Here is a 25,910-nt window from a genome sequence, read left to right on the forward strand (position 1 = left end):
TATACTGCTCTAAACGTATGTCATTATAGCAAAAGACCATTTCAAGATCAATGATACCCGAAATGTTTTTTTCGAATCGACTTATTCTCGGGAAATCTATAGAAAAAAGACTGCCAAAAAGGCAGCCTTTCTCAATTAAATATCTTGCTCAGTATCAATCTTCGCCGGCTTTTTCAACTCACGGCCTTTCCACATGAGCCAAATTTGTGCTGCGATATATAGAGATGAGTACACCCCTGTTAACAGACCGACAAGTAAGGCGATGGAGAAGTTTGTAATCGACGCCGATCCGAAGATAAGCAGTGCGATCACAACAATTACGACAGTGAGTACCGTATTGATAGATCGTGTAAAGGTTTGCTGTAAACTCAAGTTGACGATGTAAGATAGATCTTCTACCGTTTTTGGTTTACGTTTCTTCATTTGCTCACGAACCCTATCGAACGTCACGATCGTGTCATTGATCGAATACCCGATCACCGTGAGGATCGCCGCAATGAAGGTCACATCTACCTCTAATCGTGTGATACTAAAGAATGCCACAATGAAGAATGCATCATATAAAAGGGAAGCAATCGCTGCAATGGCCATTTTATATTCAAAACGAATGGAAACATAAATAATGATCCCAATCGAAGCAATGATGATGGCATATAAAGCATTGCGTGCAAGTTCTTTTCCGACAGTAGGAGACACCGTGCTGACATTCGGTTCTGTACCATACTTATCTTTAAAGTAATCTTTCACTTCTGCGATTTTTTCTTTATTTGGCACACCAACAAATCTTGCCGCTGCTTGATTTTCTTTTTGACCAGATAACACAACACTATCTGTATCAAGATCTAATTTTTGAAAGTCTTGCTCAATTTGAGCAGTTGACAGCTTATGGTCACTTTGAATGTCTACTCTTGTACCACTTGCAAAGTCAATACCCGCATTGAGTTTGAAAATCGAAAGGACGATAATCCCCGCAATGGTAATGGCTACTGAGAAAATCATGAAACCTTTTCGCTTGCTGACAAAATCCCATTTATCAAACGGTGTTTTTGGTTCAGTATTTTCTGTTGTTTCATGAATATCGATGATGTCTTTTTGACGGACACCAAACCAGCCTTTCTTGCGATCGAGCGCGCGGCTTTCCACAAGCAGTCCAAGAAGGAATCTTGATAGGAATACAGCCGTAATAAAGCTTGTTAAGATGGAAAGGATCAGCATAGTCGCAAACCCTTTTACAGAACTTGTCCCGAAGAAGAAAAGGACGCCCCCTGCAATAATACTCGTTAAGTTTGCATCAAAGATGGTCGCAAATGATCGGCGGTTCCCTGACCTGAAAGCAGAACGGACAGATTTACCGAGCTTAAGCTCCTCTTTGATTCGTTCATATGTGATGATGTTGGCATCAACCGCCATCCCTACTCCAAGAATCAGTGCCGCAATTCCAGGAAGTGTCAGAACAGCACCCATCCAGTCAAACACCTGTAAGGTAATATAGATATACGTTGATAACGTGATGACAGCAATAAGACCAGGTATTCGGTAATAAAAAAGCATGAATAAGAAAATGAGGGCAATTCCCACAATCCCTGCAAAGACAGTTTCATTTAATGCCTGTTCACCAAATTGCGCACTCACTGATGTGGAGTACTTTTCAGTTAATTTCACTGGCAATGCCCCAGCATTTAAAATACTTGCAAGGTCTTTTGCCTCTTGGACAGTAAATTTCCCTTCAATTTGCACGTCACTGCTGTTAATTTCTTGATTCACATTCGGCGCAGAGACATACTTGTGGTTTGATTTTGAGACTTCTTTTTTGAAGGAATCTCCTTTGTGGTAATCAAGCCAAATGACAAGCTGGTTATTCGGCGCCATCGCCGCTACTTTTCTTGTGACGTCACCAAATTTTTTCGCATCCTTTAGTTTAACCGTCACAATTGGCTCATTCGTTTGACTGAATGTTTGTTTTGCACTGTTTTCGACCAAGTCAGCCCCGTTTAGGAGTTCTTTATCATTCGTATCTCTGAAGGATAGCTGTGCTTCAGTGGAAAGAATCTCCCTAGCTCTGTTTTGATCTTTTACCCCCGCAAGTTGCACGCGGATACGATTGTTGCCTTCAATCGAGATGTTCGGCTCACTTACACCTAGCACATTGGCTCTTCGGTTTAAAGCCTCCACTGTACTGACGAGGACACTATTTGTAATCTTGTCCTCTTTTTTCACTGGATGTACATCATACAGGACTTCAAATCCACCCTGCAAATCCAGCCCTAGCGTCATATCTTTCGCAACAGGCTTTGTTAGTAAGCCTACGCCAGTTCCGATTAACAGAACCACTAAGAAAAACGCAAGAATGCGCCCTTTTTTCATTATGTATTTCCTCCTTAAACACCTGAATCCATTAAGATGGCTTATTTCAACAGTTCATCTAGCATATTCTTGCCATCTTCACTGTCCAAAAAAGCAGACGTTTTAAACGACTGAACGGTTGCATAGTTCATAAATTCGCCAATTTTCACAGATAAAATATCTGCAACCATTTCATGAATCGGATACTCTTGTTTTTTCTTCCACTTCTTATTCTCTAAGTATGACCATAATTCCTCTAAATCTACATCTTTATAGCCCAAAACGATGAATTCTTCAAGCTTACTGAACAGAAAAGGCTTTAAATGGTCTTTGTAAATTGCAGCCGGATGTTGTGTCAATGGGATGCTCCCCCTTTTCAGTTTTTATCGAGAGACTTGTCATGCTTGGACGATATACACGCATATCTTATTGTATATGATTCTATGTCGTTTGAGAAGGCAGGTGATCTTTGATTTGACGAAGCAAACGTTTTTAAAGGGCACGATTATTTTAATTTTAGCAGGTTTTATCACGAGAATATTGGGTTTTGTCAATCGGATTGTGATTGCAAGGTTCATTGGCGAAGAAGGAGTCGGGCTTTATATGATGGCTGCCCCTACCTTTTTTCTCGCTGTGACGCTGACACAATTTGGACTGCCTGTCGCTATTAGCAAGCTTGTCGCAGAAGCAGAAGCCCGGGGTGACAAACAGAAAACTAAACGTATTCTAGTCATGTCCCTTGCGATAACAGGGACACTCAGCCTGATATTCACGCCGCTCTTTTTATGGTTTGCACCCATCATGGCAGAAAATATGCTGACAGATCCTAGAACGGTCTATCCACTTCTTGCTATTACGCCCGTTGTCCCAGTCATCGCCATTTCCAGTGTGCTGAGAGGATATTTTCAAGGCAGACAGCAAATGAGCCCGCTTGCCATATCTCAAGTACTGGAACAGGTCGCAAGAATTTCTCTAGTGGCAGTATGTACAACAGCTTTCCTTCCTTATGGGATTGAATACGCGGCAGCTGGTGCGATGATTTCATCTGTCATTGGAGAGATGATTTCACTTGCATATTTACTGATTGCCTTTCGTTATAAAAAGACCATTCGTATTCGAAAACGATTTTTTAAGGCGATTCATGACGGTAAGGACACGTTTAAGCAGCTGATGAGTATTGCCCTGCCAACAACAGGCAGCCGTTTCATCGGGAATATTTCGTGGTTTTTAGAGCCGATAGTTGTCGCGCAAAGTCTTGCTATTGCTGGATATGCGGCTGTAGAAGCGACAAGGCAGTATGGGGAGTTGACTGGTCTTGCGCTGACCCTTTTGACACTGCCTAGCTTTATTACGTACTCTCTATCCACTGCATTGGTCCCGGCGATCAGTGAAGGAATGGAGCAGAACAAACGCAAAACGGTCGAATACCGCCTGAAGCAGGCGATGCGTCTTTGTCTACTCAGCGGAGGCATTTCCTGTATTATTCTTTTCGTTTATGCAGAAGATTTAACGCTCTTTATGTATGGTTCATCGCATGCGGCTATCTATGTGAAATTCATGGCCCCATTTTTTCTATTATATTATTTTCAAGGGCCGCTTCAAGCTGTCCTGCAAGCACTCAATTTAGCTGGCGCGGCGATGACGAATAGTCTGATAGGTGCTGTTGTGAAAACAGGGATGATTTTTGTCCTTGCTTCACAGCCGGGCTTTGGCATTATGGGGGCAGCACTCGCGATATTAATCGGCATCGTCCTTGTCACGCTGCTTCATGCGGCAACTGTCGGTAAAGTACTGCCTATTCATTTACCAATGAAGGAATATGGGATATGCGTTCTTGTGATCATCGGCACCGGGGCTGTCAGCCTTTGGCTGAAGTCTCAAGTAAACGGGCTCTTTTCTGCCCCTATTGAGCTTGTGATGCTGATCTTTGTTACGTGTATGCTATATGTCATTCTATTAATCTGTCTAGGGCTAGTGAAGCGTGAAGAGCTTCGCCGCCTCCCATTCATTGGGAAACTGCTTTAGCTCATCTCTTCTTGATCACTTCATCTTTCAAATCAATATAAAATGTCTTTTGATTAAAGCTGCAGTAGGAAATCTGATCAATTTCATGATAGCCCCTTTTGGCAAGCTCATCTTTCAGCCACTGTTCATTTTGATTAATTTGCTTCAGATGATCGTGCTGTACAACACCATCTGCAATAAGTGGCAGCTCAAGCGCTCCGTGTGTGTGCTTGTTTTCTTTTTCAACGACCGCAAGCTTTCCGGATGGCTCTAAAATGGCGTAAGAGACATCCTGAATGCTATCGATGTTGTTTTCTCTTAATTGAATAAGCAGGTCATCAAAATTGTATCGCTGTTTTCTCATCGCCCCCTCGTCGATTTTCCCATTGATGATGAGCAGGGCCGGTTTGCCGTCTAGAAAGCGCCGGACACCTTGGAATTTCAATGAGAGGTAGGCGAGTGTGATTTGAATGAAGGTTAACAGCAGGATCGGCCATACCGTATGTAACATGTGATCTTCGACTTCTTCTATGGCGAGAACTGCAATTTCTGCGATCATCATAAAAATGACAAGATCTAAAATACTCAATTCGCCAATTTCTCTCTTGCCCATTAACCGAAAAATAAACCAAACAAGAAAATATAAAATGATTGTTCTCATGGAGATAATCAAGATGTCCTGCATGTGATGTAAACCTCCTTCTCCACCATAGCTTGTGTCAAAACACTTTATTTATGTAGAAAAGAAAGCCTCTGTTTTTATCGTGAGAAACATGTCTATTTTTTCTTCATGGTGAATACATTTTAGTAAAAGACAAGCTTCGGTCAATTGGAGAGGAGACGAATCACATGCAGGAAACGAAACAAATCGGAAAAGGGATTTTATCCGGCTTAATGGCCATTTTTATCGTGATGATTGTCACAAGTTTACTTGTATCGCTCATGCTTACCTTCACAAGTATGCAGGAATCATCGTTTAAATGGATGATTATGATTTTGTCCTTTGTGGCACTTTTATTAGGAGGGATCATTTCTGGAGGAAAAGCAAAGGAGCGCGGCTGGCTCATTGGCGCGATCACTTCTATGATCTTTTCTCTCACTGTATTCTTATTTCAATATTTAGGGTTTGGAGAAACCTTTTCACCAGAGCAGTTTATCTATCATGGGGCATTTCTAGGGATTTGTATGCTGGGCGGAATGATTGGCGTCAATCTTCGAGGCAAATAAAAAAAGAGCGGATCATATCGCTCTTTTTTTATGGCTATGTATCGGAGGATTAACCTTTGTCAGCTAATTCTCTAATAGCACGTCGATCGAAAGTTAAACGGTTGTTCTCGCTAGTTTTGATGACCACTTTTGATTCATCAATGTAGTCGATTTCACCGTGTAAACCACCGATTGTGACGATTTTATCGCCTTTTGATAAAGATTGCTGCATCTGACGCACAGCTTTTTGTTGCTTTTGCTGTGGACGGATTAACAAGAAGTAAAGCACAGCAAACATGACAACAATCATAATGATTGAACCCATACCACCATCCATTCTATTTCACCCCTTTCTAAAGCATTATAAAGCCTTTCGTTTATGCGTTAAAAGTTTTTCGCATTCGGTTCGTTAAAGCCATAACGTTCAAAAAACTCTTCTTTAAAATCACCTAAACGATCCTCACGGATAGCTTCTCTCACTTGCTCCATTAATTTTAACAGAAAATGAAGATTATGATAAGTTGTTAATCGAATTCCGAACGTTTCATTTGTTCGGATTAAATGTCTAATATAGGCGCGTGTGTAGTTTTTACATGTGTAGCAGTCACAATTTTCATCGATTGGTCTGAAATCACGTTCATATTTTGCATTTTTCACAACAAGACGTCCTTCGCTTGTCATCAAGGTGCCGTTTCTTGCAATTCGCGTCGGCAATACGCAGTCAAACATATCTACACCGCGAATGGCACCGTCAATTAAGGAATCTGGTGAGCCGACACCCATTAAGTACCTTGGCTTGTCTGCCGGTAACAATGGCGTTGTGAACTCCAGTACACGGTTCATCACATCTTTTGGTTCACCAACAGATAAGCCTCCGATGGCGTAGCCTGGGAAATCAAGTGAAACCAGATCTTTTGCACTTTGTTTACGAAGCTCTTCGTATTCTCCGCCTTGGACAATTCCAAACAGCCCTTGATCCTCTGGACGCTGGTGCGCTTCTAGACAGCGCTCTGCCCATCTGCTTGTCCGCTCCACAGAACGTTTCATGTAGTCGTACTCTGCTGGATATGGCGGACATTCATCAAATGCCATCATAATATCAGAGCCAAGCGCATTTTGGATGTCCATGGCCTTTTCAGGAGAAAGGAACAGCTTGTCTCCGTTTAAGTGATTACGGAAGTGGACGCCTTCTTCTTCAATTTTTCTAAATTCACTCAAAGAGAATACTTGGAATCCGCCTGAATCGGTCAGAATCGCTCGATCCCAGTTCATAAATTTGTGCAGCCCGCCTGCTTCTTTCACAATGTCATGACCCGGACGGAGCCATAGGTGGTACGTATTGCTTAAGATGATGCCTGCATCCATTGCCTTTAGTTCTTCAGGTGCCATCGTTTTGACTGTAGCCAGTGTACCTACCGGCATAAATACAGGTGTTTCAAAGGAGCCGTGCGGTGTATGAACGCGTCCTAGTCGTGCACCTGTTTGTTTGCATGTTTTAATGAACTCATAACGTATCGGTAATTGCGACAAAAATGAGCCCTCCTGTCTTTGTTGTATGATGTTATTGAATCAGCATGGCATCGCCAAAGCTGAAGAATCGGTATTCCTCTTTTACAGCCTCATTGTACGCTTTTAGTACATGCTCTCGTCCAGCTAATGCGCTGACAAGCATGATTAACGAGGATTTTGGCAGATGGAAATTCGTGATCATGCCATCAATGGCCTTGAATGTATAGCCTGGGTAAATAAAGATTGACGTCCAGCCGCTTGACGCTTTGAATTCGCCGTCATGCGCACTTGCAATGGTTTCGAGCGTTCTCGTTGACGTTGTCCCAACTGAAATAATCCGTCCGCCTTCCTTGCGAACGCGATTGAGCTCTTCAGCTGTTTCTTCATTCATTTCGTAAAACTCTGCGTGCATTTCGTGTTCTTCAATACGTTCTGCACTGACCGGACGAAAAGTACCAAGCCCCACGTGCAGTGTAATGAAAGCTATATGCACACCTTTTGCTTTCAGCGCATCCAGCAGCTCGTTTGTAAAGTGAAGACCAGCAGTTGGAGCAGCAGCGGAGCCAACCTCTTTTGAATACACCGTTTGATAGCGTTCACGATCGTCAAGCTGCTCTTTAATATAAGGAGGCAGCGGCATCTCACCGAGGGATTCAAGTACTTCATAAAAAATGCCTGTATACTGAAACTTAACTTTTCTTCCGCCATGTTCCATCTCTTCTGTACATACCGCTTGAAGCCGTCCATCACCAAATGTGATAACCGTTCCTTTTTTCACCCGTTTGGCTGGTTTTACAAGTGTTTCCCAGTTGTCTCCCTCCTCTTGTTTTAATAGAAGAAGTTCAACTTTTGCACCTGTATCCTCTTTCATTCCAAACAAACGTGCCGGCAGAACGCGTGTATTGTTTAAAACGAGACAATCACCCGTTTGAAAATAATCGGTGATTTGTGAGAATGTATCATGTGTCATCGCACCCGTTTGTTTGTTTAAGACCATCAGTCTTGATGCATCTCGTTTTTCAAGCGGCACTTGTGCAATCAATCTTTCTGGTAAATCAAAATCAAATAGTTCTAGCTTCATTTCCTTCACCTATTCTGTAGTTAACTAGTTAACGTTATTTCATCCGTCCAAAGATATTAAGTAATATGGTTAGCACAATGCTAATGGCAATGCATGTGATCACAGGAAAAAAGAACGTCACATTTCCTTTTTTCACAAAAATATCACCTGGAAGCTTACCAACCAATTGAAATACTAATCCTGCGGCAAAAAGGACACCACCTAAAATCATCAATATTTTAGGGAATTCAGTCACGAATCGGAACCTCCATTTGAAAATGTTCATACGCTTCTCTTGTGACGACCCGTCCTCTTGGTGTTCTTTGCAGGAAACCAATTTGCAGTAAATACGGTTCGTACACATCTTCAATCGTATGTGATTCTTCTCCAATTGTCGCTGAGATTGTATCAAGCCCTACAGGACCGCCTCTAAATTTTTCGATCATACTTAAAAGCAGCTTATGATCTATATGATCCAGACCAAGCCTGTCGACTTGAAGGCGCTCAAGGGCATCTTCCGCAATGTCCTCGGTAATCGCATGATTCCCAAGCACCTGCGCAAAATCTCTTACTCTTCTGAGCAGACGATTGGCAACCCTTGGCGTGCCCCGGGAACGTCTTGCGATCTCTTCGGCTGAGCGAAGATCGATCCCAATCTCAAACAGCTCGGCTGTTCTTGCCACAATGTGAGCCAAATCTCTTTGCTCATAGTATTCCAATCTTGCATGTACCCCAAACCTGTCACGAAGCGGTGCTGTTAAAAGCCCTACACGGGTCGTGGCACCTACAAGTGTAAATGGCGGTAAATCAAGCCGTACAGAGCGCGCTGTATCTCCTTTGCCAATGACGATATCTAAACAAAAATCCTCCATTGCCGGATAAAGCACTTCCTCAATTGAGCGCTGCAAGCGATGAATTTCATCTATAAACAACACATCACCTGGCTCAAGAGAAGTTAAGATTGCCGCCAAATCGCCAGGACGTTCAATCGCTGGTCCAGATGTTGTACGCAGCTGAACATTCATTTCATTGGCGATAATCGACGCAAGCGTTGTTTTCCCGAGTCCAGGCGGTCCATATAAAAGGACGTGATCGAGTGTTTCCTGCCTCATGCGGGCAGCTTCAATAAACACACTGAGGTTATCTTTTACTTTTTGCTGACCAATATATTGGCTAAGTGTCTGTGGCCGCAGACTTTGCTCAATGGCTGATTCATGGTTGTCTGCTTCAGTTGAGACGAGCCGTTCATCCATGAGACATCACCCTATTTCAACATTTTTTGTAAAGCTTTTTTCACATATTGATCGGTTGTGAGATTCTTTTCTTCTTTTAATAATGGAAGAACCTTTTTAATTTCACGATCACCGTATCCAAGAACATTTAAGGCTTCAAGCGCTTCGTCTAATGCCGTTTGCTGCGTTTCGACCTGAATATGGTCCTCGTGATTAAATAGGTTGCCAATCATTTCCGGTACGACATCGGCTAGCTTTCCTTTTAGATCGAGAATGATTTGGCGAGCTGTCTTTTTGCCAACACCAGGGAACTTAATCAGGAACGCTTCATCTTCACGTTCTATCGCTGAAATGACAGCGCCAGGATCACCGGAAGCAAGAATCGCTAGAGCCCCCTTCGGCCCAATCCCCGTGACATTTAACAGTTTTGTGAACAGCGCTTTTTCTTCTCGCGTTTGAAATCCATATAACGAAAAAGCGTCTTCCTTTATGTAATGATACGTATAAATCGTTTCTTGTTTGTTTACTTGATAGATAAACGGGTTTGGGGTATAGACTTGATATCCCACTCCGCCGTTTTCAATGACAACATATTGCGGGCACACATAATCAATGGTCCCTTTTACAAACTCTATCACCGTTTTCACCTCTTTGACTGTTCTTCATTGTAACATAAATCGAGAAGAAAACCGCAATAAAAGTTAACATACGTTCGCTCAATGCATTTTTACGATAAAACCACGAAAAACAGCTTGCGGCCTTCACACCAGCAAGCTGTTACACGCTTTAAAACGATATTTCATTTCGGTAAGGCTTCATGACTTCAAGCACATGCTCAAATTCATCCTTTGTTCGAAAAGGAATGCCTTGCTCAAGCTGCTCCTCCACATGACTTTCTAAACGGGACGTATCAATTTGAAAAAAGAGATGAATAGGCTCCGCCCAGCCGTCAGGCCTTCCATGAAACGTAGAAATCACACCGTCCTCTGATAATCCGATATATCCATTTGCTTTACTTAATGGAGAGATATCATCAATTTGCTTTCTAAAAAGCGCAAAATCCTCTCTCTGTTCTACTAGCGTCCAGCCTTTATACTGTGCCCAGAATGTGTCTTTGTCTTCTAATGAAGCCCGGTGTCTTTCAATACTCACATCTCCGTCTAGATAGACTTTTTCAAGCTGCACGGTGATAGAGTTTGACTGCTTTTGCAAGTGTTCTTTTCCTTCCATATCCGCAGCGAAAAAAAGCACACTTGTCATGATAAGTCCTGTAACGAAACATTTCATCTTCACTTTCACTATTTACACCTCTTTAGAACATGAGATCGATGCATGACATATGTAGTTTGACCCATTTTTCTAAACATTAACCAAATCGATGAATGAATATATGGGAAGAGTCTTTCGTTGTATCCTTCATTCGTAAATGGTATGTTTTATACAATCCATTGCTTTATCGAATGACTCGGTTTTTTCATCATTCGTTTTTCAGCCGCATAAACTGAAACCAAAGAAGGTGAAGTCAATGTCAGATGTTAAAAGATTAGCCGAATCGATTCAGTATCATGAAGATAAACGTCTTCATAAGCTTGCCTTTAAACCGGCAGAGCTTGAACTGTGCGGCAAAGGAAGAAGTGCCTATGTCTTTTCATACAAAAAAGACGGCAAGAAAATGGCACTAAAAGTCTTTTTCCCTTCTTATCACCATATTGCCCGCAAAGAAGCCGCCATTTATGAAAAACTTTCTGGTTCGTCTTACTACCCTGAGATTTATGAATCTGGGGATCAGTATATTTTAATGGAATATATTAAAGGCTACACATTCTATGAATGCCTCACAAAGGGGATTCCTATTAAAAAACAAATGATTGAACAAGTGGATGATGCGCTAGAAGAAGCACGCGAGAAAGGATTGAATCCTTCTGATATCCATCTGCGGAATCTGATCTTAACAAAGGAAGGCCAGGTCAGGGTCATCGACGTAGCCCGTTTCACACAAACAAAAGCATGCCACCAATGGAATGATTTAAAAGCCGCTTACGCTTATTATCAAAAACCTTTTTTCCCTAAAAAAGCACCGCGTCTATGGCTTGAAGTGATTGCTTATTTGTATAAAAAGAACTGGCTGTCCCGCGGTCAGCTTAATAATCGAAATGATTTTTCTGCATAATGAAAGCCGCTCAGAGAGAGCGGCTTTCTGTTTTAATCTGTTTCTACGTGGATGCTATTCACATTTAATAAGTTAATGATTTCATTATTCAGCTTAAACCAATGATTGGCTTCTTCAATTTTCTTATACACATCATAGGTAGCTGGGCGTTTTAGCTCGAAATCAAGCACTTCCCCATTGTTCATATGAAATGTTACCTTAAATACTTTCATCATAAGATCACCTTCCACTCTTTCTTGTTAGCTGGCCAAATAGATCGGCTCTTTTCATTCATTCTCTATTCAACACGTTTCCCCTCCTTCTTTCCTTTCAAACACAAGAAGTTTAAATTTTGTTTAAATTCAAACAACATCTCTATCCCTCTGCTTTGCAAAGAAGTATATTATTTAAAAAGGAGGCTGTCTTCATGAAACGGCAAAAGAAACGAACATCTCCCGAAAGACAAACCGTCTTTTTTCATTTAACAGATGCCCTCATTCCGAGTTTGGACATGATGGTATGCATTAAAAGCATTTTTCCACCTCTTAAGAAAAGCCTTTTCCGCCATCTGATAAAACCCCGCACAACATATGTGCGAGGTTCTTTTTTTAGGATGAATAAATTTGACTTCCTTGGCTGATAAACTCTTTCGCCTTCTTCTCCATCTCTCTTTTCACTTCTTCTGATTGATTGCGAATATCATGGGAAATTTTCATACTGCAAAACTTCGGTCCGCACATCGAGCAAAAATGGGCAGTCTTAGCGCCTTCCGCAGGCAATGTTTCATCATGGAACGCCATAGCTCTTTCTGGATCAAGTGACAGGTGGAATTGGTCACGCCACCTAAATTCAAACCTCGCTTTCGATAAAGCATCATCGCGCTTTTGAGCAGCAGGATGTCCTTTTGCTAGATCAGCGGCATGTGCGGCAATTTTATAGGCAATCACACCTTCTCTCACATCTTCTTTGTTCGGCAGACCTAAATGCTCTTTTGGCGTCACATAGCATAGCATCGCTGTTCCATACCAGCCGATCATGGCCGCACCGATGGCGGATGTAATGTGATCATATCCCGGGGCAATATCTGTTGTAAGAGGCCCTAACGTATAAAATGGTGCCTCTTTGCAAATCTCCATTTGCTTGTCCACATTCTCTTTGATTTTATCCATCGGAACATGTCCAGGCCCTTCAATCATCACCTGTACATCATGTTTCCAAGCGATCTCTGTCAATTCACCTAACGTTTCAAGCTCTGCAAACTGCGCCTCATCATTGGCATCAGCAATCGAGCCTGGTCTCAGACCGTCTCCAAGTGAAAAAGCAATATCATACGTTTTCATAATCTCACAAATGTCTTCGAAGTGGGTATAGAGGAAATTCTCTTGATGATGGGCAAGACACCACCTTGCCATAATGGCACCGCCTCTTGAAACAATTCCGGTCACCCGATCGACTGTCAGCGGAATATACCTTAACCTCACGCCCGCATGAATCGTGAAGTAGTCTACTCCTTGCTCTGCTTGTTCAATTAATGTGTCTCTGTACACGTCCCACGTCAAATCTTCTGCCACTCCATTTACTTTTTCAAGCGCCTGATAAATGGGAACGGTTCCTACTGGGACTGGGCAATTCCGTATGATCCATTCTCTCGTTGTATGAATGTCCTTTCCTGTAGACAGGTCCATCATGGTGTCTGCACCCCATCTGATCGCCCATGTCATCTTTTCTACCTCTTCATCAATGGATGATGTCACAGCTGAATTGCCAATATTCGCATTGATTTTGACGTGAAAATGCCTTCCAATAATCATCGGTTCACTTTCAGGATGGTTAATATTCGCTGGAATGACTGCTCTTCCGCTGGCTACCTCCTCTCTCACAAACTCAGGGCTTAGCTCTTCTCTTAACGCGATAAACTCCATTTCAGGCGTAACAATACCTTTTTTTGCATAATGCATTTGCGTCACACAGGCACCTTGTTTTGCGCGGAGCGGCTCATGATGAAAATCAGTATGAACATGATGAAAGGACTCTTTTTCCTTAGAACGATATCCGTTATCTTCTGGTTTCACATGGCGCCCTTCATAGCTTTCTGTATCCCCTCTTTCTTCGATCCATGCTGCCCTAAGGCGTTTTAATCCCTTAGTGACATCAATATGGGCTCTCTCATCGGTGTACGGTCCACTCGTATCGTACACACGAATCGGTTCATTTTGAATGTTCCCCGCCTGTGTCACAGTTTTTGAGAGGGCAATCTCCCTTTTTGGCACTAAAATGTCAGGTCTTGATCCTTTCTCATACACCTTTCGGCTGCCGTCAAAGCTTGATAATAAGGATTGAGTTGTTGGGGTATTTTTCTTTTCTTTCATTTGCTGTTCTCTCCTTCTCTTCTTGTCACCGGACAGGATGGAATCAGCACCAGCAAAAAAACCAGGCTCTATGAACAGAACCTGGTTTCGTCGACAGAAATAAACATGAATGTCATTCATATGACCCATGTATCATCTTCAACTTCCCCACGCTGGTACGAGCCAGATCAGGTCCAAAGGGTTAAGAAGCATACACTTCTCTCTCAGCCCAACTGCGGGCACCCCTAGTCACATTTATTGATTTCCACAACAGTGTAGCATAGAGATGCCATGAAAAAAAGAAGTTTTAGGAAAATAGTTCCTTTCCACTACAAAAGAGATACAGCAAGCTTGATATGCACCTTTATATACATCATCTCTCCCAATCATTTCGATAAAATATGAAATAATCATTGATCCTTTTCTCCTATTATGTATAGTTAATCTAAACTGAGAATTTTTATACAAATTTTCCCAAAGGAAGTTCTAGTCGATTGCAAACATTTCTCGCATTTATCGTCGTAGGATTGTCAATTCCTCTGCCAGTTGGAGCGATCACGGTTGAAATGACAAAAAGGGATTAAAAAACGGATTCTTTATGGATGCTGAATTTGCTCAGTTTTTATCACTGCCATTTGTCCAAATCCCGCTCTGGCTGATCGGAGCAGTATTCTTAATAATTCGGATCAAGACATCCATTTAGCTGGCGAAAAAGTCAATAAATCATTCGCAAAAACGTACAGAAACGGCTTGCTTGTCGCGGTATCCCCTGGAAACCTTGTGTTCTGGGTTTCTGTATTCGGTGCTGTACTGGCAGATGCATATCCAAAAACAGATTCATCTGAATTTATGCTGGCTTCAGGCGGTATTTTGGCAGGGATTCTCCTTCATGACATCGGTCTTCTCCCCCTTGTATCCTTAACAAGAAAGGTATTTTATTACTTGGATTTGGCTGTTTCTTTAACGATTTTTATACAAGCATCAAGGGTTATTTTTAAGAAAAGGCTAAAGTTCTTGAGGAACTTTAGCCTTTCTTATTCTCCAACCTATCGAGTCATGCCTGTTTGGCCTGTTTCAAATTGTGTTCTTCTCATATCTCTAAAGCGTGTGAAAGCACCCTCGTCTTTAATGACTTGGACAGCTCTTCCATCTGCATAACGAGTCGCTGCTTCTTCAACTTGTGATACGCCCTCTGACGTCAAACGTCCATCTGATTTAATGGCAATATACACATTTTCATCTGTCACCATCACCTGTGAGTCTGCAACGTGGTTCATTTTATTGACACGGTTGGCAATTTTTCTTGAACGCTGGACGTTCTCTTGTTTATCGTAGCCAGAGAACGACATTTGGTTATGATAGTTCATATCTCCATGACTGTAGCGTCCATCTCCACCTGCGAGAGGCATTCGATCATCGGCTTGAGGACGGGTGCGATAATCAACATTCGTTGTGTTCCCACCGTTCATCCCCTCCATGAGTTCAGAAACTGGCCCTTGATGATCTTGATTATTGTCAGCCGCACGGTTATTCGAATGATATCCGACTGGCTGACCTGATTGATTATGACGTGTATCTACACCTGCATTATCATTTGTACCACATGCCGTTAACCCAATAGGAAGAAGCACTAATGCGATCGTTTTTTGCCATTTTTGTCTCAAACGAAAAACCCCCTGTACAAATTCAATCTCATGAGCGCGAAACAGGCTCTGTTTTAGCATGTACAGTTTGGGAAAAAATCAAGCTGTCAGTTATAAACAAAAAAAGGAACGATTGAGATCGTTCCTTCCAGATTGTTAAAATGATCTTTATTTTAGCCCTTTGTCTCTTTTTCAGCGTGATAGAAAACCTTTGCAGTCTAGGAAGGGCGAGCACCGGAGCGGAGCGAATTTGACATTCGTGAGCACCGGAGCACAGCCCTGACAACGAATGCGAGGGTTTGTCTACACGCTGAAAGGAACGATTGAGATCGTTCCTTCTGTCATTACTCTTCTTCGTCTTCTTCTGGTCTTGCAAAAACAGATTGACCTGGATATGGCTGCATATAAGGCTGAGCTGGAAAAGCCCCCATTTGGCCATAAGGAACAGGATTCGGATAATGTCCTGGCCACGGCTGATGCTGCTTCATGCCATCATCACATCCGCAGTCTTCCTTGCCATAAGCTTCATTTGAAACGTTTGGATAAAAGCCTTGATTCACGTTCGCATTGGCATTTGGGTGCATATGGTGGTGCCAGTGATGCCCGTCGTTTGCATGATGTTCATAATGTTCCCCGTAATAAGCTGGCGCTTGATACGCAGGATAATACGGCTGAGCTGGGTATGGATATGGCATCATGTGATGGTGATAATATGGCTGGACAGGATAACAAAGACCTGAACCTGGTAAAATTGGCGATGCTGGCACCATTTGTTGCGGGTATGGATACATTGCCGGCATGTAATGTCCATGACCAAAACCATAATAAGGATCATATGAATCATGATGCTGGTGATGGTGATGATGCTCTTTATTCTCAGCCATTCCTCCTACCGCTGCGCCTCCAACATTCGGCATTTGCGGGAAATTAGGAAGGTTTGGGTAATTGCTTTGCTCCATATCTTTTCCCTCCTCCTTTTGATGCGGAATATGAATAAACGGATCATACCCCTTTGCCACTTCATCTTTTAGATGGCCTTTATTTTCATCATAAAAATGGTCCTTGTTATTTTTATGGTCCTTATTTTCATGATGAAAATGTTCCTTATTATCTTTATGGTCCTTATTTTCATGATGAAAATGTTCCTTGTTATCTTTATAGTCCTTGTTTTCATGATGAACATGATCTTTGTGATCCTTTTTGTCATGAACATGATCTTTCTTTTCATGAATGTAATCTTTTTTCTCATGATGTTCTTTTTTGGGAGGAGGCGTGAATGGCTGGTAGAGATTGGTCTGATAATAGTTCACATCGACTTGTGGAAAAACTGGATGCTCGATCTTTGGCACTGGCGGTACATAAGGTACCGGTTCATTTGGCTTTTCTTTCGGCTTCGTATCTTGCACTTGCACGACATCTTTTGGCTTTTCTTTCACATACGGATGTTCTTTCGGCTTTGGCATTTCTTTTGCTTTGTGATGATCTGTTTTTACAGGAACACCACTAGATGGAATCTTGATCTTCATACCCGGCATGATCAAATCTGGGTTACTGAGTTGTGAATTTAGTTTTTTCAATTCTTGAAAGTCGACTCCGTATTTCTTTGAAATTTTCCAAAGGGAGTCTCCTTTTTGCACAATATGAATTTTCAACGTTTTCCCCTCCTATGCAAAACGTGAACGTAACGGTTATGTCAGAAGTACAATATGTTTCACCATAAATTTATGCCTATTTACAAGCCGATATGATAAAAACTTGTTTTCTGATAGGAGGGGCTGATTTATTATTTAATGGCGAGCATTTTATTCAGTGCAAGTAAAGCCTCTTTGGTAATGTCTTCATTGACCTGAATCAAACCGACCGGATCACCTTTATCAATGCTTTCTAGTGACCATAACAAATGAGGAAGATCGATCCGATTCATGGTCAAACATGGACACATATCCGGATTGAGGGATTCAATTTGTTTATCTGGATGCTGATCGATTATCCGCTTGACTAAATTCATCTCTGTTCCAATCGCCCACTTGCTTCCTGCTGGCGCTTCCTTAATCGTATCAATAATAAATTTCGTTGAACCGGCAAGATCAGAAGCCCTGACGACTTCATGCGTGCATTCTGGATGGACAAGGATTTGAATGTCACGGTCTCTTTTTCTCGTTTCTTCAATATTCCGCACCGTAAATTTCTCATGGACAGAGCAATGGCCTTTCCATAAAATCATCTTGATGCGAGAAAGCGGCTGATCGGTGATGAGCTTTTCTTCTATTTGATCCCAGACAGCCATTTCTTCTAGTGAAATGCCTAAATCGAATGCCGTATTACGCCCTAAATGCTGATCAGGGAGAAACAGAATCCGCTCTTTTTGTGTGAGCGCCCACTCCAGCACTTTTTTAGCGTTTGACGATGTAACAGTCGCCCCGCCATGCTTGCCGACAAATGCTTTAATATCCGCTGTTGAGTTGACATACGTGAGCGGTAGGATCGTATCTCCAAACAGATCAGTGAGCTGCTCCCATGCTATATCCGTTTGCTTCATGTTCGCCATATCAGCCATTGAACAGCCTGCTCTCATATCTGGCAATAGGACCTTTTGATTCTTAATTGACAGCATATCTGCCGTTTCAGCCATGAAGTGAACACCGCAAAACACAATGTACTCAGCCTCCTGATTGTCCGCGGCTATTTGTGCGAGCTGCAGTGAATCGCCTGTTGCATCTGCAAATTGGATGACTTCATCCTTTTGATAATGATGCCCCGGTATAAAAAGCTTTGATCCAAAGGCCCGTTTAATGTCTAACACACGCTGCTTCATCTCATCAACAGAGCGGTGTTTATATTCTTCTGGCATCATGGCTGCATGTTGATTTGCGAGTACATCAAGCAGTGACATGAGTTGTTCCTCCTTTATGACTGAATTCCATATTCATACTAAAATCAAATGCTGGAGCAGAATGTGTCAAAAAACCAAGTGAAATAAAGTCGACACCTGTCCCCCTGTAACTTGGCAATGTCTCTAACGTGATGCCTCCTGAAGCCTCCGTCAGAATTGTCTCCGGCGTCATTTGTTTAAAACGTTTCACTTCGTCTGGAGAGCAGTTGTCAAACATGATGACATCGGCTTTTGCATCAATGGCTTCCATTAGCTGCGTTTCTGATTCAATTTCTACTTCAATTTTCACCATATGACCGGCATATGCTCTTGCTTTATCTACAGCTTCACGAATAGAGCCGCATGCGGCAATATGATTATCTTTAATCATCACTCCATCTGATAAGCCGAAGCGATGATTCTTTCCGCCTCCTGTCTTCACAGCGTATTTCTCCAACATGCGCAAGCCGGGAGTCGTTTTTCTCGTATCACAAATCGTAATCGACGGATCCGCTAATCGCTGCACCGCTTCATGTGTTAATGTGGCGATACCTGTCATGCGCTGCAAAACATTCAAAATGACCCTTTCTCCTTTTAATAAGTCGCTGACCGGCCCCTTTATTTTCGCCAGCACAGCGCCTGAATGAATCCAATCACCTTCCTCAAAAAACAACTCAGCTTGAATCTGTTCATTCAGCAGGCGGTACCCTATGTCAATGACTTGAGAACCTGCCAATACACCCGATTGTTTTGCGATGATGTATGCTGTTCCTTTCTTTTCTCCAAAAATGGCATCAGCTGATACATCTCCAAAGCCAATATCTTCTGTGAAAAAATGAGTCATCATTTGTTTTAACTGTAAACGTTCCATTTGGCACCGATCCTTTCATTTTTCATCATATGAATGTGGCCTTTTTCATGGACAATCTGCATGCCCCGCCACAAAGCATCATTCCGATTTGGATAATCCATTCGAAAATGGCCGCCTCTGCTTTCTGTACGAAGTAATGCAGACTTCACAAGGCAAATCGCTAATGACCATTGATTGCTTAATTCGATCTGTTCACTTGTGATATTCTTCACATTCGTTTGCTGATAAGGGACTTGCTGTAATACTTGAAGCAAGGCCTTTAGCCCTTTTTCGTCTCTTACAATTGCGGCATATGTCATCATCCATTGTCTCAACTGATCCTCTGAAATCGCTGGGACGGACCATACTTCTTGAATAGAAAAAGATGGGACTATTTTTTTCTGTTTAGGTACCTGTTCAATTCTCCGTGCCGCTTTGTGTCCTAAAACGAGACCTTCCAAGAGAGAATTACTCGCTAATCGGTTCGCTCCGTGTAAGCCTGTACAGGCCGCTTCTCCGATAGCAAAAAGAGATGGAACAGTGGTTTCTCCATATTCATTCACGCAGATTCCGCCCATTAAAAAATGCATACCAGGGGAAACTGGGAGCCTGCCGCTTGCCATATCGACACCTGCCCGCTGACACATCGCATTAATTGCTGGAAAACGAGCTGAAAAATGTGGAATCTCGCGGATATTGAGATACAGATCATGACCTAATTGCTGCTCATGAAAAATAGCTCTAGCGACCACATCTCTAGGCGCTAATTCAGCTTGTGGGTGAATGCCTTTCATCATCCTCCTGCCTGTTTCATCTTCTAAATAGGCTCCCTCTCCCCGGACTGCCTCTGAAACGAGACCGACTGCTTTTCCAGCGATCGTCAAGAGGGTGGGGTGGAATTGAACAAATTCAAGATCTGCTAATTGTGCCCCGGCTCGATAGGCCATCATCAGTCCGTCTCCTGTTACAGAAGGGTCATTTGTGTTTGTTTCATATAGGGAGCCGCAGCCGCCCGTGGATAAAACAACTGCATCTGCGGTCATGGTATGGACGTGTCCTTTCTCATCTTTCCACACCACCCCTATGCAGGTTCCTTCATGGACCAATAGATCAATGACATGGTGATATTCGTATAAATGAATATGTGAGCCAAGCTGACTTTTTAAATACTGCACGAGGGTTTTGCCTGTTTGGTCTCCTCCTGCATGCAAAATGCGATGAGCCGTATGTGCCCCCTCTTTACCTAATTGCGGCTCGCCCGTCTCCGTCTGATCAAATGGACAGCCTTCTTCTACGAGCTGCTCCACCAATTGCTTTCCACGACTTACGATCTCTTGTACCGCCCTCTCATCATTGTGATCACAGCCGGCAGCTAATGTGTCTTGTACATGCTGATGAACTGAATCCTGTGCTGAAAAGGCAGCAGCGATTCCTCCTTGTGCAAGCATGGAATTACTAGAGGAAAATTGTTTTTTTGTCATCATGATAACTTGGCAGCTTTCTGAAATGGTTTTTGCAAAGGAAAGCGCTGCAATGCCTGATCCCACCACAATGACTTTTTTGATTGATGACACCTTCGCCCCTCCTGTCATTTACACCTGTCTTGACACATATCATTACACAACACTACAATAAATACAAGAAAAAATTTTCTCATAGGAGATGGATGGATTGGTTTATTTAGATTACGCAGCTTCTACACCTGTTTCAGAGGAAGCACTGCATGTTTTTCAGCAGCTAAGTCAAGATTGCTACGGGAATGCAAGCAGTCTTCATGATGCAGGTGGAAGAGCAAATGACATACTGACTTACAGCAGACAATCATTCGCTGCCATTCTTGAGGGCGAACCAGACGGCATCTACTTTACAAGCGGCGGAACAGAATCCAACCTTCTTGCGATTCAATCGATTGCAAATGGTCTGCCAGCACACAGGCAGCATGTCATCACAACTTCTGTAGAGCACCCTTCTGTTCATCATGCGGTTAGTAGCTTAGAGCGTCTTGGCGTGAAGGTCACAATCATTGAACCGAATCAAGATGGGATCATCACTAAGGACATTCTCAAAGAAGCATTATTGCCTGAAACAGGACTAGTATCTATTCAGCATGCTAATTCAGAAACAGGGATTATCCAGCCGCTTGCTGAATTAGCACCCCTTTTAAAAGAAAGGCACATACTTTTTCATACAGATGCCGTGCAAACATTCGGAAAGATTCGTGTGTCCATCAAGGAGCTTGGGGTTGATGCCGTTTCCATCTCTAGCCATAAAGTGTATGCACCTAAGGGCGCTGGTGCTGTCTATATGGGCGCACATGTTGCTTGGAAGCCTTTATATTCAGGTGCAGTTCAGGAAAATGGCTTCCGCCTTGGAACAGTGAACGTTCCATGCATCGGTGCTTTTGCTGCTGCGAGCGAACAATTGATGCTTAAGCTAGATGAGCAGCATCAACAGAATGAGCTGCTTCGTGATTATTTTCTTCAGCAGCTGAAAATGAGACAACTTCCTGTTCGTACACTTCAAAACAATGGCAATCGCCGCATGCTGCCTCATATTATTGGTTGTTTTTTTGAAGGGTTTGAAGGACAATATGTAATGTTAGCATGTAACCGGCATGGGATTTGTATATCGACTGGAAGCGCATGTGCTTCAGGTTATCATCATCCTTCCCCCGCTGTGAAGGCATTGCACATATCAGATCGTGATGCCCTTCAATTCATTCGACTATCATTTGGATCGAAGTCATCAAAAGAGGACATCGATCAGCTTTTGCATACATTTGAACAATTGCAAAAGGAGAAGAAAGGAGCATAAGACGTGGAGCAAGAGAGGAAACTCATTGGCGAAGAGAGAAGAAACGCCATTTTAGAGTGGCTGAAAGAAACAGATACACCGCTCACCGGAAGTTTTTTGGCTAAAAAGGCGGCTGTCTCTCGACAAGTCATTGTACAAGATATGTCACTATTAAAAGCAAAAAACGAACCCATTATTGCCACAAGTCAAGGCTATGTGTATATGGCACCGCAGCATGCGCCAGAAAGAGAAATTGAACAAATCATCGCCTGCAAGCATGATCCTGTTCGCACAGAAGAGGAACTGACCTTGATTGTAGACTTTGGTGTGACAGTGAAAGATGTGATCATAGAGCACCCTGTTTACGGTGAACTAACGGCCTCTATTCGCGTCAGTACTCGCAAGCAAGTAGCTGATTTCGTTCATCACATTTCTAACACGGGCGCCTCCTACTTGTCAGAACTAACAGACGGCGTGCATTTACATACACTCACTTCTTACAGTCAAAAGCAGCTTGACCAAGCCATTCAAGCGCTCGATGACGCTGGTTTTTTAATTAAAGACTAAAAAAATAGTGTCCTGCAAGGGACACTATTTTTCATTCGTTAGTTCATATGTTTGGTAGCTGCCGAGCAGTTTGACCTCACAGCCAATCGCTTCTAATTCCTGAATCGCGCCAGGGACAAGGACATCATCCATTTCTTTTTCTATATCTATAATAAATAAATAGTGTCCAAGACCTGTTTTTGTCGGACGAGATTCAATTTTTGACAAGTTGAGATTCCGCCAAGAAAAAGCAGATAACACGCGATGCAATGCACCTGATTGATCATCCTTTGGCAGACTGACCACAATGGTCGTTTTTGGCTTCGATGAGAACCCAGCATTCATTGGGAACGACGCCTTAGGATCTTTATGTAAAATAACAAAGCGTGTATGATTGTGCGGATAATCATGAATGTCTTTTTTTGCAATCGTTAAACCATACGTTTGTGCGGCAATTTCATTGGCAATGGCCCCAGCAGCCTCATCCGGATGCTCACTGATATATTTTGCTGCATAACCTGTTGATTCTACTGGACGATGCGGAATATCTGGGTACTGCTTTTTCAGAAATTGATGACACTGGGCAATCGCGTGCGGATGTGATTGGATCACATCTAATGTCTCCCAGCTTTCCGCTCTTGATGGGTGGACAAGCAAATGCTGCCGAATCGGTGCTGTCATTTCACCAACAATGGACAGCGCTTCCTCATGAATTAAATAATCAATCGTTAAGTTCACAGATCCTTCGAGTGCATTTTCAAGTGGAACGACCGCCAAATCTACTTCGCCTTTTGACACAGCATCCATACATTGCGGAATCGTTGCATAGGCACGCTGCACTGCATCTGTTGGAAAGCAAGAGCATACGGCCAAATGAGTAAATGTTGCCTCTGGTCCAAAATAACCTACAGTTAATTGCTTCATCTGCTATGATCTCTCCTTTTACGCCCCAGAACCTAGAATTTCAACTTTTTCGACAAATTCAAGTTTTCTTAATTGATTCATGACTGTATTGATATCATCTGCCATACCAGCCGTGCTAATGGATAGGGTGACATTCGCTCTTCCCTGCAGCGGAATCGTTTGGTGAATGGATAACACATTACAGCCAGAGTCCGCCACAATTTGAAGCAGCCTTGACAGAGCCCCAGACCGATCCTCAAGGTGGAAAAACAATGTGATGATCTGCTCTTTCACCATTGTATAAAATGGAAAAACAGCATCTCTGTATTTATAAAAAGCACTGCGGCTTAAATCCGCTTGTTGAACAGCATCGGCAACTGAATCCGCTTTTTTGCGATCGAGAAGCTTTTTGACTTCAAGCGTTTTTCGCATCGCATCTGGAAGGACATCCTCTCTTACTAAATAGAACGTTTCTTCTTTCACTTGTTTTCTCCCCTTTTAAAAACGGGAGAGCCCATGGACTGGACCCTCCTTTTGATCAATCAATAAATTCAAATTCAAATTCAAGCAGACGAATGATGTCGCCGTCTTTTGCACCACGCTCACGCAAGGCATCATCGACACCCATTCCGCGCAGTTGTCTAGAGAATCGTTTCACGGACTCATCTCTTGAGAAATCTGTCATCTTAAACAGTCGCTCAAGTGCTTTACCCGTTATGACAAACGTACCGTCAGGATCTCTTGTGATCTCAAATGGCGCGTCTCCCTCATCAAACCTGTACATCACCCGGTTATCAGACAGTTCCTCTTCATTATAGAGCGGGAATTCCGGTGTTGTTTCAAGCTGATTGGCGATTTCAAATAAAAGCTCACGAAGCCCTTCTCTTGTGATCGCACTAATTGGGAACACTTTATAGTCATCCGTTAATTTTTCTTTAAATGCCGCTAGATTGTCAGCTGCTTCTGGCATGTCCATTTTGTTCGCTACAATGATTTGTGGACGCTCAGTCAATCTCATATTGTATTGCTCAAGCTCTTCATTAATCGTCACATAATCTTCGTACGGGTCACGCCCTTCAAGTGCTGACATATCAATGACATGGACAATAACCCGTGTCCGCTCAATGTGGCGTAAAAATTGATGACCTAAGCCAACACCTTCGTGCGCTCCTTCGATCAGTCCTGGCAGATCCGCCATGACGAAGCTTCGGTTATCATCTGTTTCGACAACTCCTAGATTCGGCACAAGCGTTGTGAAATGATAATCCGCAATTTTCGGTTTCGCAGAAGAGACAATTGAAAGCAGTGTCGACTTCCCGACACTTGGGAAACCAACAAGTCCAACATCTGCAAGTACTTTTAGTTCTAAGATGACGTCACGTTCTTTTCCCGGCTCACCGTTTTCAGAAAGCTGCGGTGCAGGGTTTGCCGGTGTTGCGAAACGTGAATTTCCACGTCCGCCTCGTCCGCCTTTTGCAATGACTGCCCGCTGTCCATGCTCTGTTAAGTCAGCGAGTACTTGTTCCGTCTCTGCATCTGTCACGACCGTACCGGGCGGAACTTTGACAATCATTTCTTCCGCATTTCGGCCATGCTGGTTTTTACTCATTCCATGCTCGCCGCGATCCGCCTTAAAATGGCGCTTATAACGAAAGTCCATCAACGTTCTGAGTCCTTCGTCTACTTCAAATACAACATCTGCACCATTTCCGCCGTCGCCGCCAGCTGGTCCGCCTTTTGGCACATATTTTTCACGACGGAACGCCACCATACCGTTTCCGCCGTCACCGCCTTTAACATACACTTTAACCTGATCTACAAACATAACTTCCTCCGTTTCTCTGCATCACATATCTCGTTCTTGCCTCAAACAAAGCTCAATCATGGACTCATGACTTGTCACATGAAATTGAGCTACACTCATACATGGATAGTTTGCGTCATGAAACGCATTTAACGCATCCAAACTTGTTAATTTTCCTTTGAAATCAAAATATAAGACCACATCATTCTCTTCTTGATCTGTTTGGAACGTGACCGTTAAATGATTTTCAGTTTTTTGGCAAACTGATTGATCGAATATCGAAAACAACTCCTGTGATACCGTTAGCAGCTGCGATTCATATGCTGATAAGTCTCGGGTTTCACCAAGCACTTCATATTCTAGGGTGATAAAATGCGACTCCCAATTAAATGTTAGAAAGTAATAGGCCAATTGGGGAATTTTTAAATTTGAGAGTTTGGATTCATGCTGTGCTTCAATGACCATTTCTTCTATAATTTCAAACACCCGGTCATATTTTTCTAATGTCAAGTTGCCCTTGATCAGCTGCAATTTATTCATCCAATCGTGTCTTGAACGACTGAGCAGATAGATCAATTCATTTGTTAATGCAACGTGAGTTAATTTTTCGTTTTGTTTACTTGGTATCTCTTCCATTATCGCACTCCC

General features: G+C 42.8%; 26 protein-coding genes and 1 riboswitch. Of the genes, 5 read left to right on the forward strand and 21 right to left on the reverse strand.

All coding sequences use genetic code 11. From position 1 onward, the window contains the following. Positions 1–135: 135 nt before the first annotated feature. Both secDF and C6Y06_RS11630 read right to left on the reverse strand, forming a co-directional pair. Complete coding sequence (gene secDF / locus C6Y06_RS11625) at positions 136–2,364, reverse strand: protein translocase subunit SecDF (RefSeq protein ID WP_060596871.1); 2,229 nt, start codon at positions 2,362–2,364, stop codon at positions 136–138. Between the two features lie 41 nt (positions 2,365–2,405). After that, positions 2,406–2,702 carry a post-transcriptional regulator gene (locus C6Y06_RS11630; protein ID WP_003216788.1) on the reverse strand — a complete coding sequence of 99 codons (297 nt, stop codon included), beginning with the start codon at positions 2,700–2,702 and terminating at the stop codon, positions 2,406–2,408. A gap of 115 nt (positions 2,703–2,817) precedes the next feature. Between C6Y06_RS11630 and spoVB the strand changes: the two genes are divergently transcribed. Then, positions 2,818–4,368, forward strand: a complete 1,551-nt coding sequence (gene spoVB / locus C6Y06_RS11635) for a stage V sporulation protein B (protein ID WP_060596872.1) — start codon at positions 2,818–2,820, stop codon at positions 4,366–4,368. A gap of 1 nt (position 4,369) precedes the next feature. Here spoVB and C6Y06_RS11640 read toward each other — a convergent pair whose 3' ends face one another. Beyond that, a complete protein-coding gene (locus C6Y06_RS11640) occupies positions 4,370–5,032 on the reverse strand; it encodes a DUF421 domain-containing protein (RefSeq protein WP_060596873.1) in 663 nt (220 codons plus the stop codon). Positions 5,033–5,196: 164 nt separating this feature from the next. Here C6Y06_RS11640 and C6Y06_RS11645 point away from each other — a divergent pair, with 164 nt between their 5' ends. Further along, on the forward strand, positions 5,197–5,574 hold the full coding sequence (locus C6Y06_RS11645) for a TIGR04086 family membrane protein (protein ID WP_034661565.1): 378 nt from the start codon (positions 5,197–5,199) through the stop codon (positions 5,572–5,574). Positions 5,575–5,623: 49 nt separating this feature from the next. Here C6Y06_RS11645 and yajC read toward each other — a convergent pair whose 3' ends face one another. From yajC to C6Y06_RS11680, 7 genes are all read right to left on the reverse strand, one after another. Beyond that, on the reverse strand, positions 5,624–5,890 hold the full coding sequence (gene yajC, locus C6Y06_RS11650; protein WP_003216659.1) for a preprotein translocase subunit YajC: 267 nt from the start codon (positions 5,888–5,890) through the stop codon (positions 5,624–5,626). A 47-nt stretch (positions 5,891–5,937) separates the two neighbouring features. Beyond that, positions 5,938–7,083: a tRNA guanosine(34) transglycosylase Tgt gene (gene tgt / locus C6Y06_RS11655; RefSeq protein WP_060596874.1), complete on the reverse strand. Its 1,146-nt coding sequence runs from the start codon at positions 7,081–7,083 to the stop codon at positions 5,938–5,940. Between the two features lie 31 nt (positions 7,084–7,114). Next, positions 7,115–8,143 carry a tRNA preQ1(34) S-adenosylmethionine ribosyltransferase-isomerase QueA gene (gene queA, locus C6Y06_RS11660; RefSeq protein ID WP_034661572.1) on the reverse strand — a complete coding sequence of 343 codons (1,029 nt, stop codon included), beginning with the start codon at positions 8,141–8,143 and terminating at the stop codon, positions 7,115–7,117. Between the two features lie 34 nt (positions 8,144–8,177). Then, entirely contained in the window at positions 8,178–8,378 is a 201-nt protein-coding gene (locus C6Y06_RS11665) for a DUF2905 domain-containing protein (protein WP_034661574.1), read from the reverse strand. Next, the gene (gene ruvB, locus C6Y06_RS11670) at positions 8,371–9,375 is read right to left on the reverse strand and encodes a Holliday junction branch migration DNA helicase RuvB (RefSeq protein ID WP_060596875.1); all 1,005 of its coding nucleotides are present in this window, start codon (positions 9,373–9,375) and stop codon (positions 8,371–8,373) included. The genes C6Y06_RS11665 and ruvB overlap by 8 nt, the downstream gene beginning before the upstream one ends. An 11-nt stretch (positions 9,376–9,386) precedes the next feature. Further along, on the reverse strand, positions 9,387–9,992 hold the full coding sequence (ruvA, locus tag C6Y06_RS11675; RefSeq protein ID WP_034321303.1) for a Holliday junction branch migration protein RuvA: 606 nt from the start codon (positions 9,990–9,992) through the stop codon (positions 9,387–9,389). A gap of 148 nt (positions 9,993–10,140) precedes the next feature. Continuing rightward, positions 10,141–10,641, reverse strand: coding sequence for an intercompartmental signaling factor BofC (locus C6Y06_RS11680; protein ID WP_181185478.1), 501 nt, complete (start codon positions 10,639–10,641; stop codon positions 10,141–10,143). A 238-nt stretch (positions 10,642–10,879) separates the two neighbouring features. Between C6Y06_RS11680 and C6Y06_RS11685 the strand changes: the two genes are divergently transcribed. Beyond that, positions 10,880–11,524: a serine/threonine protein kinase gene (locus C6Y06_RS11685; RefSeq protein ID WP_060596876.1), complete on the forward strand. Its 645-nt coding sequence runs from the start codon at positions 10,880–10,882 to the stop codon at positions 11,522–11,524. 32 nt (positions 11,525–11,556) lie between these two features. On the opposite strand, the gene C6Y06_RS11690 is transcribed toward C6Y06_RS11685, so the two are convergent. The 7 genes from C6Y06_RS11690 to nadB form a co-directional block, all read right to left on the reverse strand. Beyond that, complete coding sequence (locus C6Y06_RS11690) at positions 11,557–11,739, reverse strand: hypothetical protein (protein WP_003216799.1); 183 nt, start codon at positions 11,737–11,739, stop codon at positions 11,557–11,559. Between the two features lie 372 nt (positions 11,740–12,111). Next, positions 12,112–13,872 (reverse strand): phosphomethylpyrimidine synthase ThiC, encoded by a 1,761-nt coding sequence (thiC, locus tag C6Y06_RS11695; protein ID WP_034661590.1) that lies wholly within the window; start codon positions 13,870–13,872, stop codon positions 12,112–12,114. A gap of 127 nt (positions 13,873–13,999) precedes the next feature. Further along, positions 14,000–14,108: riboswitch (TPP riboswitch) on the reverse strand. A gap of 789 nt (positions 14,109–14,897) precedes the next feature. Next, the gene (locus C6Y06_RS11705; RefSeq protein WP_060596878.1) at positions 14,898–15,515 is read right to left on the reverse strand and encodes a YhcN/YlaJ family sporulation lipoprotein; all 618 of its coding nucleotides are present in this window, start codon (positions 15,513–15,515) and stop codon (positions 14,898–14,900) included. A gap of 323 nt (positions 15,516–15,838) precedes the next feature. Further along, entirely contained in the window at positions 15,839–17,146 is a 1,308-nt protein-coding gene (gene safA, locus C6Y06_RS11710; RefSeq protein ID WP_106036925.1) for a SafA/ExsA family spore coat assembly protein, read from the reverse strand. 131 nt (positions 17,147–17,277) lie between these two features. Beyond that, the gene (nadA, locus tag C6Y06_RS11715) at positions 17,278–18,387 is read right to left on the reverse strand and encodes a quinolinate synthase NadA (RefSeq protein WP_060596880.1); all 1,110 of its coding nucleotides are present in this window, start codon (positions 18,385–18,387) and stop codon (positions 17,278–17,280) included. Further along, positions 18,374–19,237: a carboxylating nicotinate-nucleotide diphosphorylase gene (nadC, locus tag C6Y06_RS11720; RefSeq protein WP_060596881.1), complete on the reverse strand. Its 864-nt coding sequence runs from the start codon at positions 19,235–19,237 to the stop codon at positions 18,374–18,376. The genes nadA and nadC overlap by 14 nt, the downstream gene beginning before the upstream one ends. Beyond that, positions 19,219–20,790, reverse strand: coding sequence for an L-aspartate oxidase (nadB, locus tag C6Y06_RS11725; protein ID WP_106036926.1), 1,572 nt, complete (start codon positions 20,788–20,790; stop codon positions 19,219–19,221). Before nadB ends, nadC begins: the two co-directional genes overlap by 19 nt. 97 nt (positions 20,791–20,887) lie before the next feature. On the opposite strand from nadB, the gene C6Y06_RS11730 reads away from it, so the two are divergent. Together C6Y06_RS11730 and C6Y06_RS11735 are read left to right on the forward strand one after the other, a co-directional pair. Then, entirely contained in the window at positions 20,888–22,030 is a 1,143-nt protein-coding gene (locus tag C6Y06_RS11730) for an IscS subfamily cysteine desulfurase (RefSeq protein WP_066030595.1), read from the forward strand. Positions 22,031–22,033: 3 nt separating this feature from the next. After that, complete coding sequence (locus C6Y06_RS11735; RefSeq protein ID WP_060596884.1) at positions 22,034–22,576, forward strand: transcription repressor NadR; 543 nt, start codon at positions 22,034–22,036, stop codon at positions 22,574–22,576. A gap of 24 nt (positions 22,577–22,600) precedes the next feature. On the opposite strand, the gene pheA is transcribed toward C6Y06_RS11735, so the two are convergent. The 4 genes from pheA to C6Y06_RS11755 are packed head-to-tail and all read right to left on the reverse strand — an operon-like array spanning position 22,601 to position 25,898. Further along, positions 22,601–23,479 (reverse strand): prephenate dehydratase, encoded by an 879-nt coding sequence (gene pheA, locus C6Y06_RS11740; protein WP_060596885.1) that lies wholly within the window; start codon positions 23,477–23,479, stop codon positions 22,601–22,603. Between the two features lie 18 nt (positions 23,480–23,497). Further along, positions 23,498–23,941, reverse strand: a complete 444-nt coding sequence (locus tag C6Y06_RS11745; RefSeq protein ID WP_003216269.1) for an ACT domain-containing protein — start codon at positions 23,939–23,941, stop codon at positions 23,498–23,500. Positions 23,942–23,996: 55 nt separating this feature from the next. Beyond that, on the reverse strand, positions 23,997–25,283 hold the full coding sequence (gene obgE, locus C6Y06_RS11750) for a GTPase ObgE (RefSeq protein WP_034661626.1): 1,287 nt from the start codon (positions 25,281–25,283) through the stop codon (positions 23,997–23,999). Positions 25,284–25,304: 21 nt separating this feature from the next. Then, positions 25,305–25,898, reverse strand: a complete 594-nt coding sequence (locus C6Y06_RS11755) for a sporulation initiation phosphotransferase B (protein ID WP_034661629.1) — start codon at positions 25,896–25,898, stop codon at positions 25,305–25,307. Positions 25,899–25,910: the final 12 nt, after the last annotated feature.

This window comes from Bacillus sp. MZGC1, assembly GCF_002998605.1.
Taxonomy (GTDB): domain Bacteria; phylum Bacillota; class Bacilli; order Bacillales; family Bacillaceae; genus Bacillus.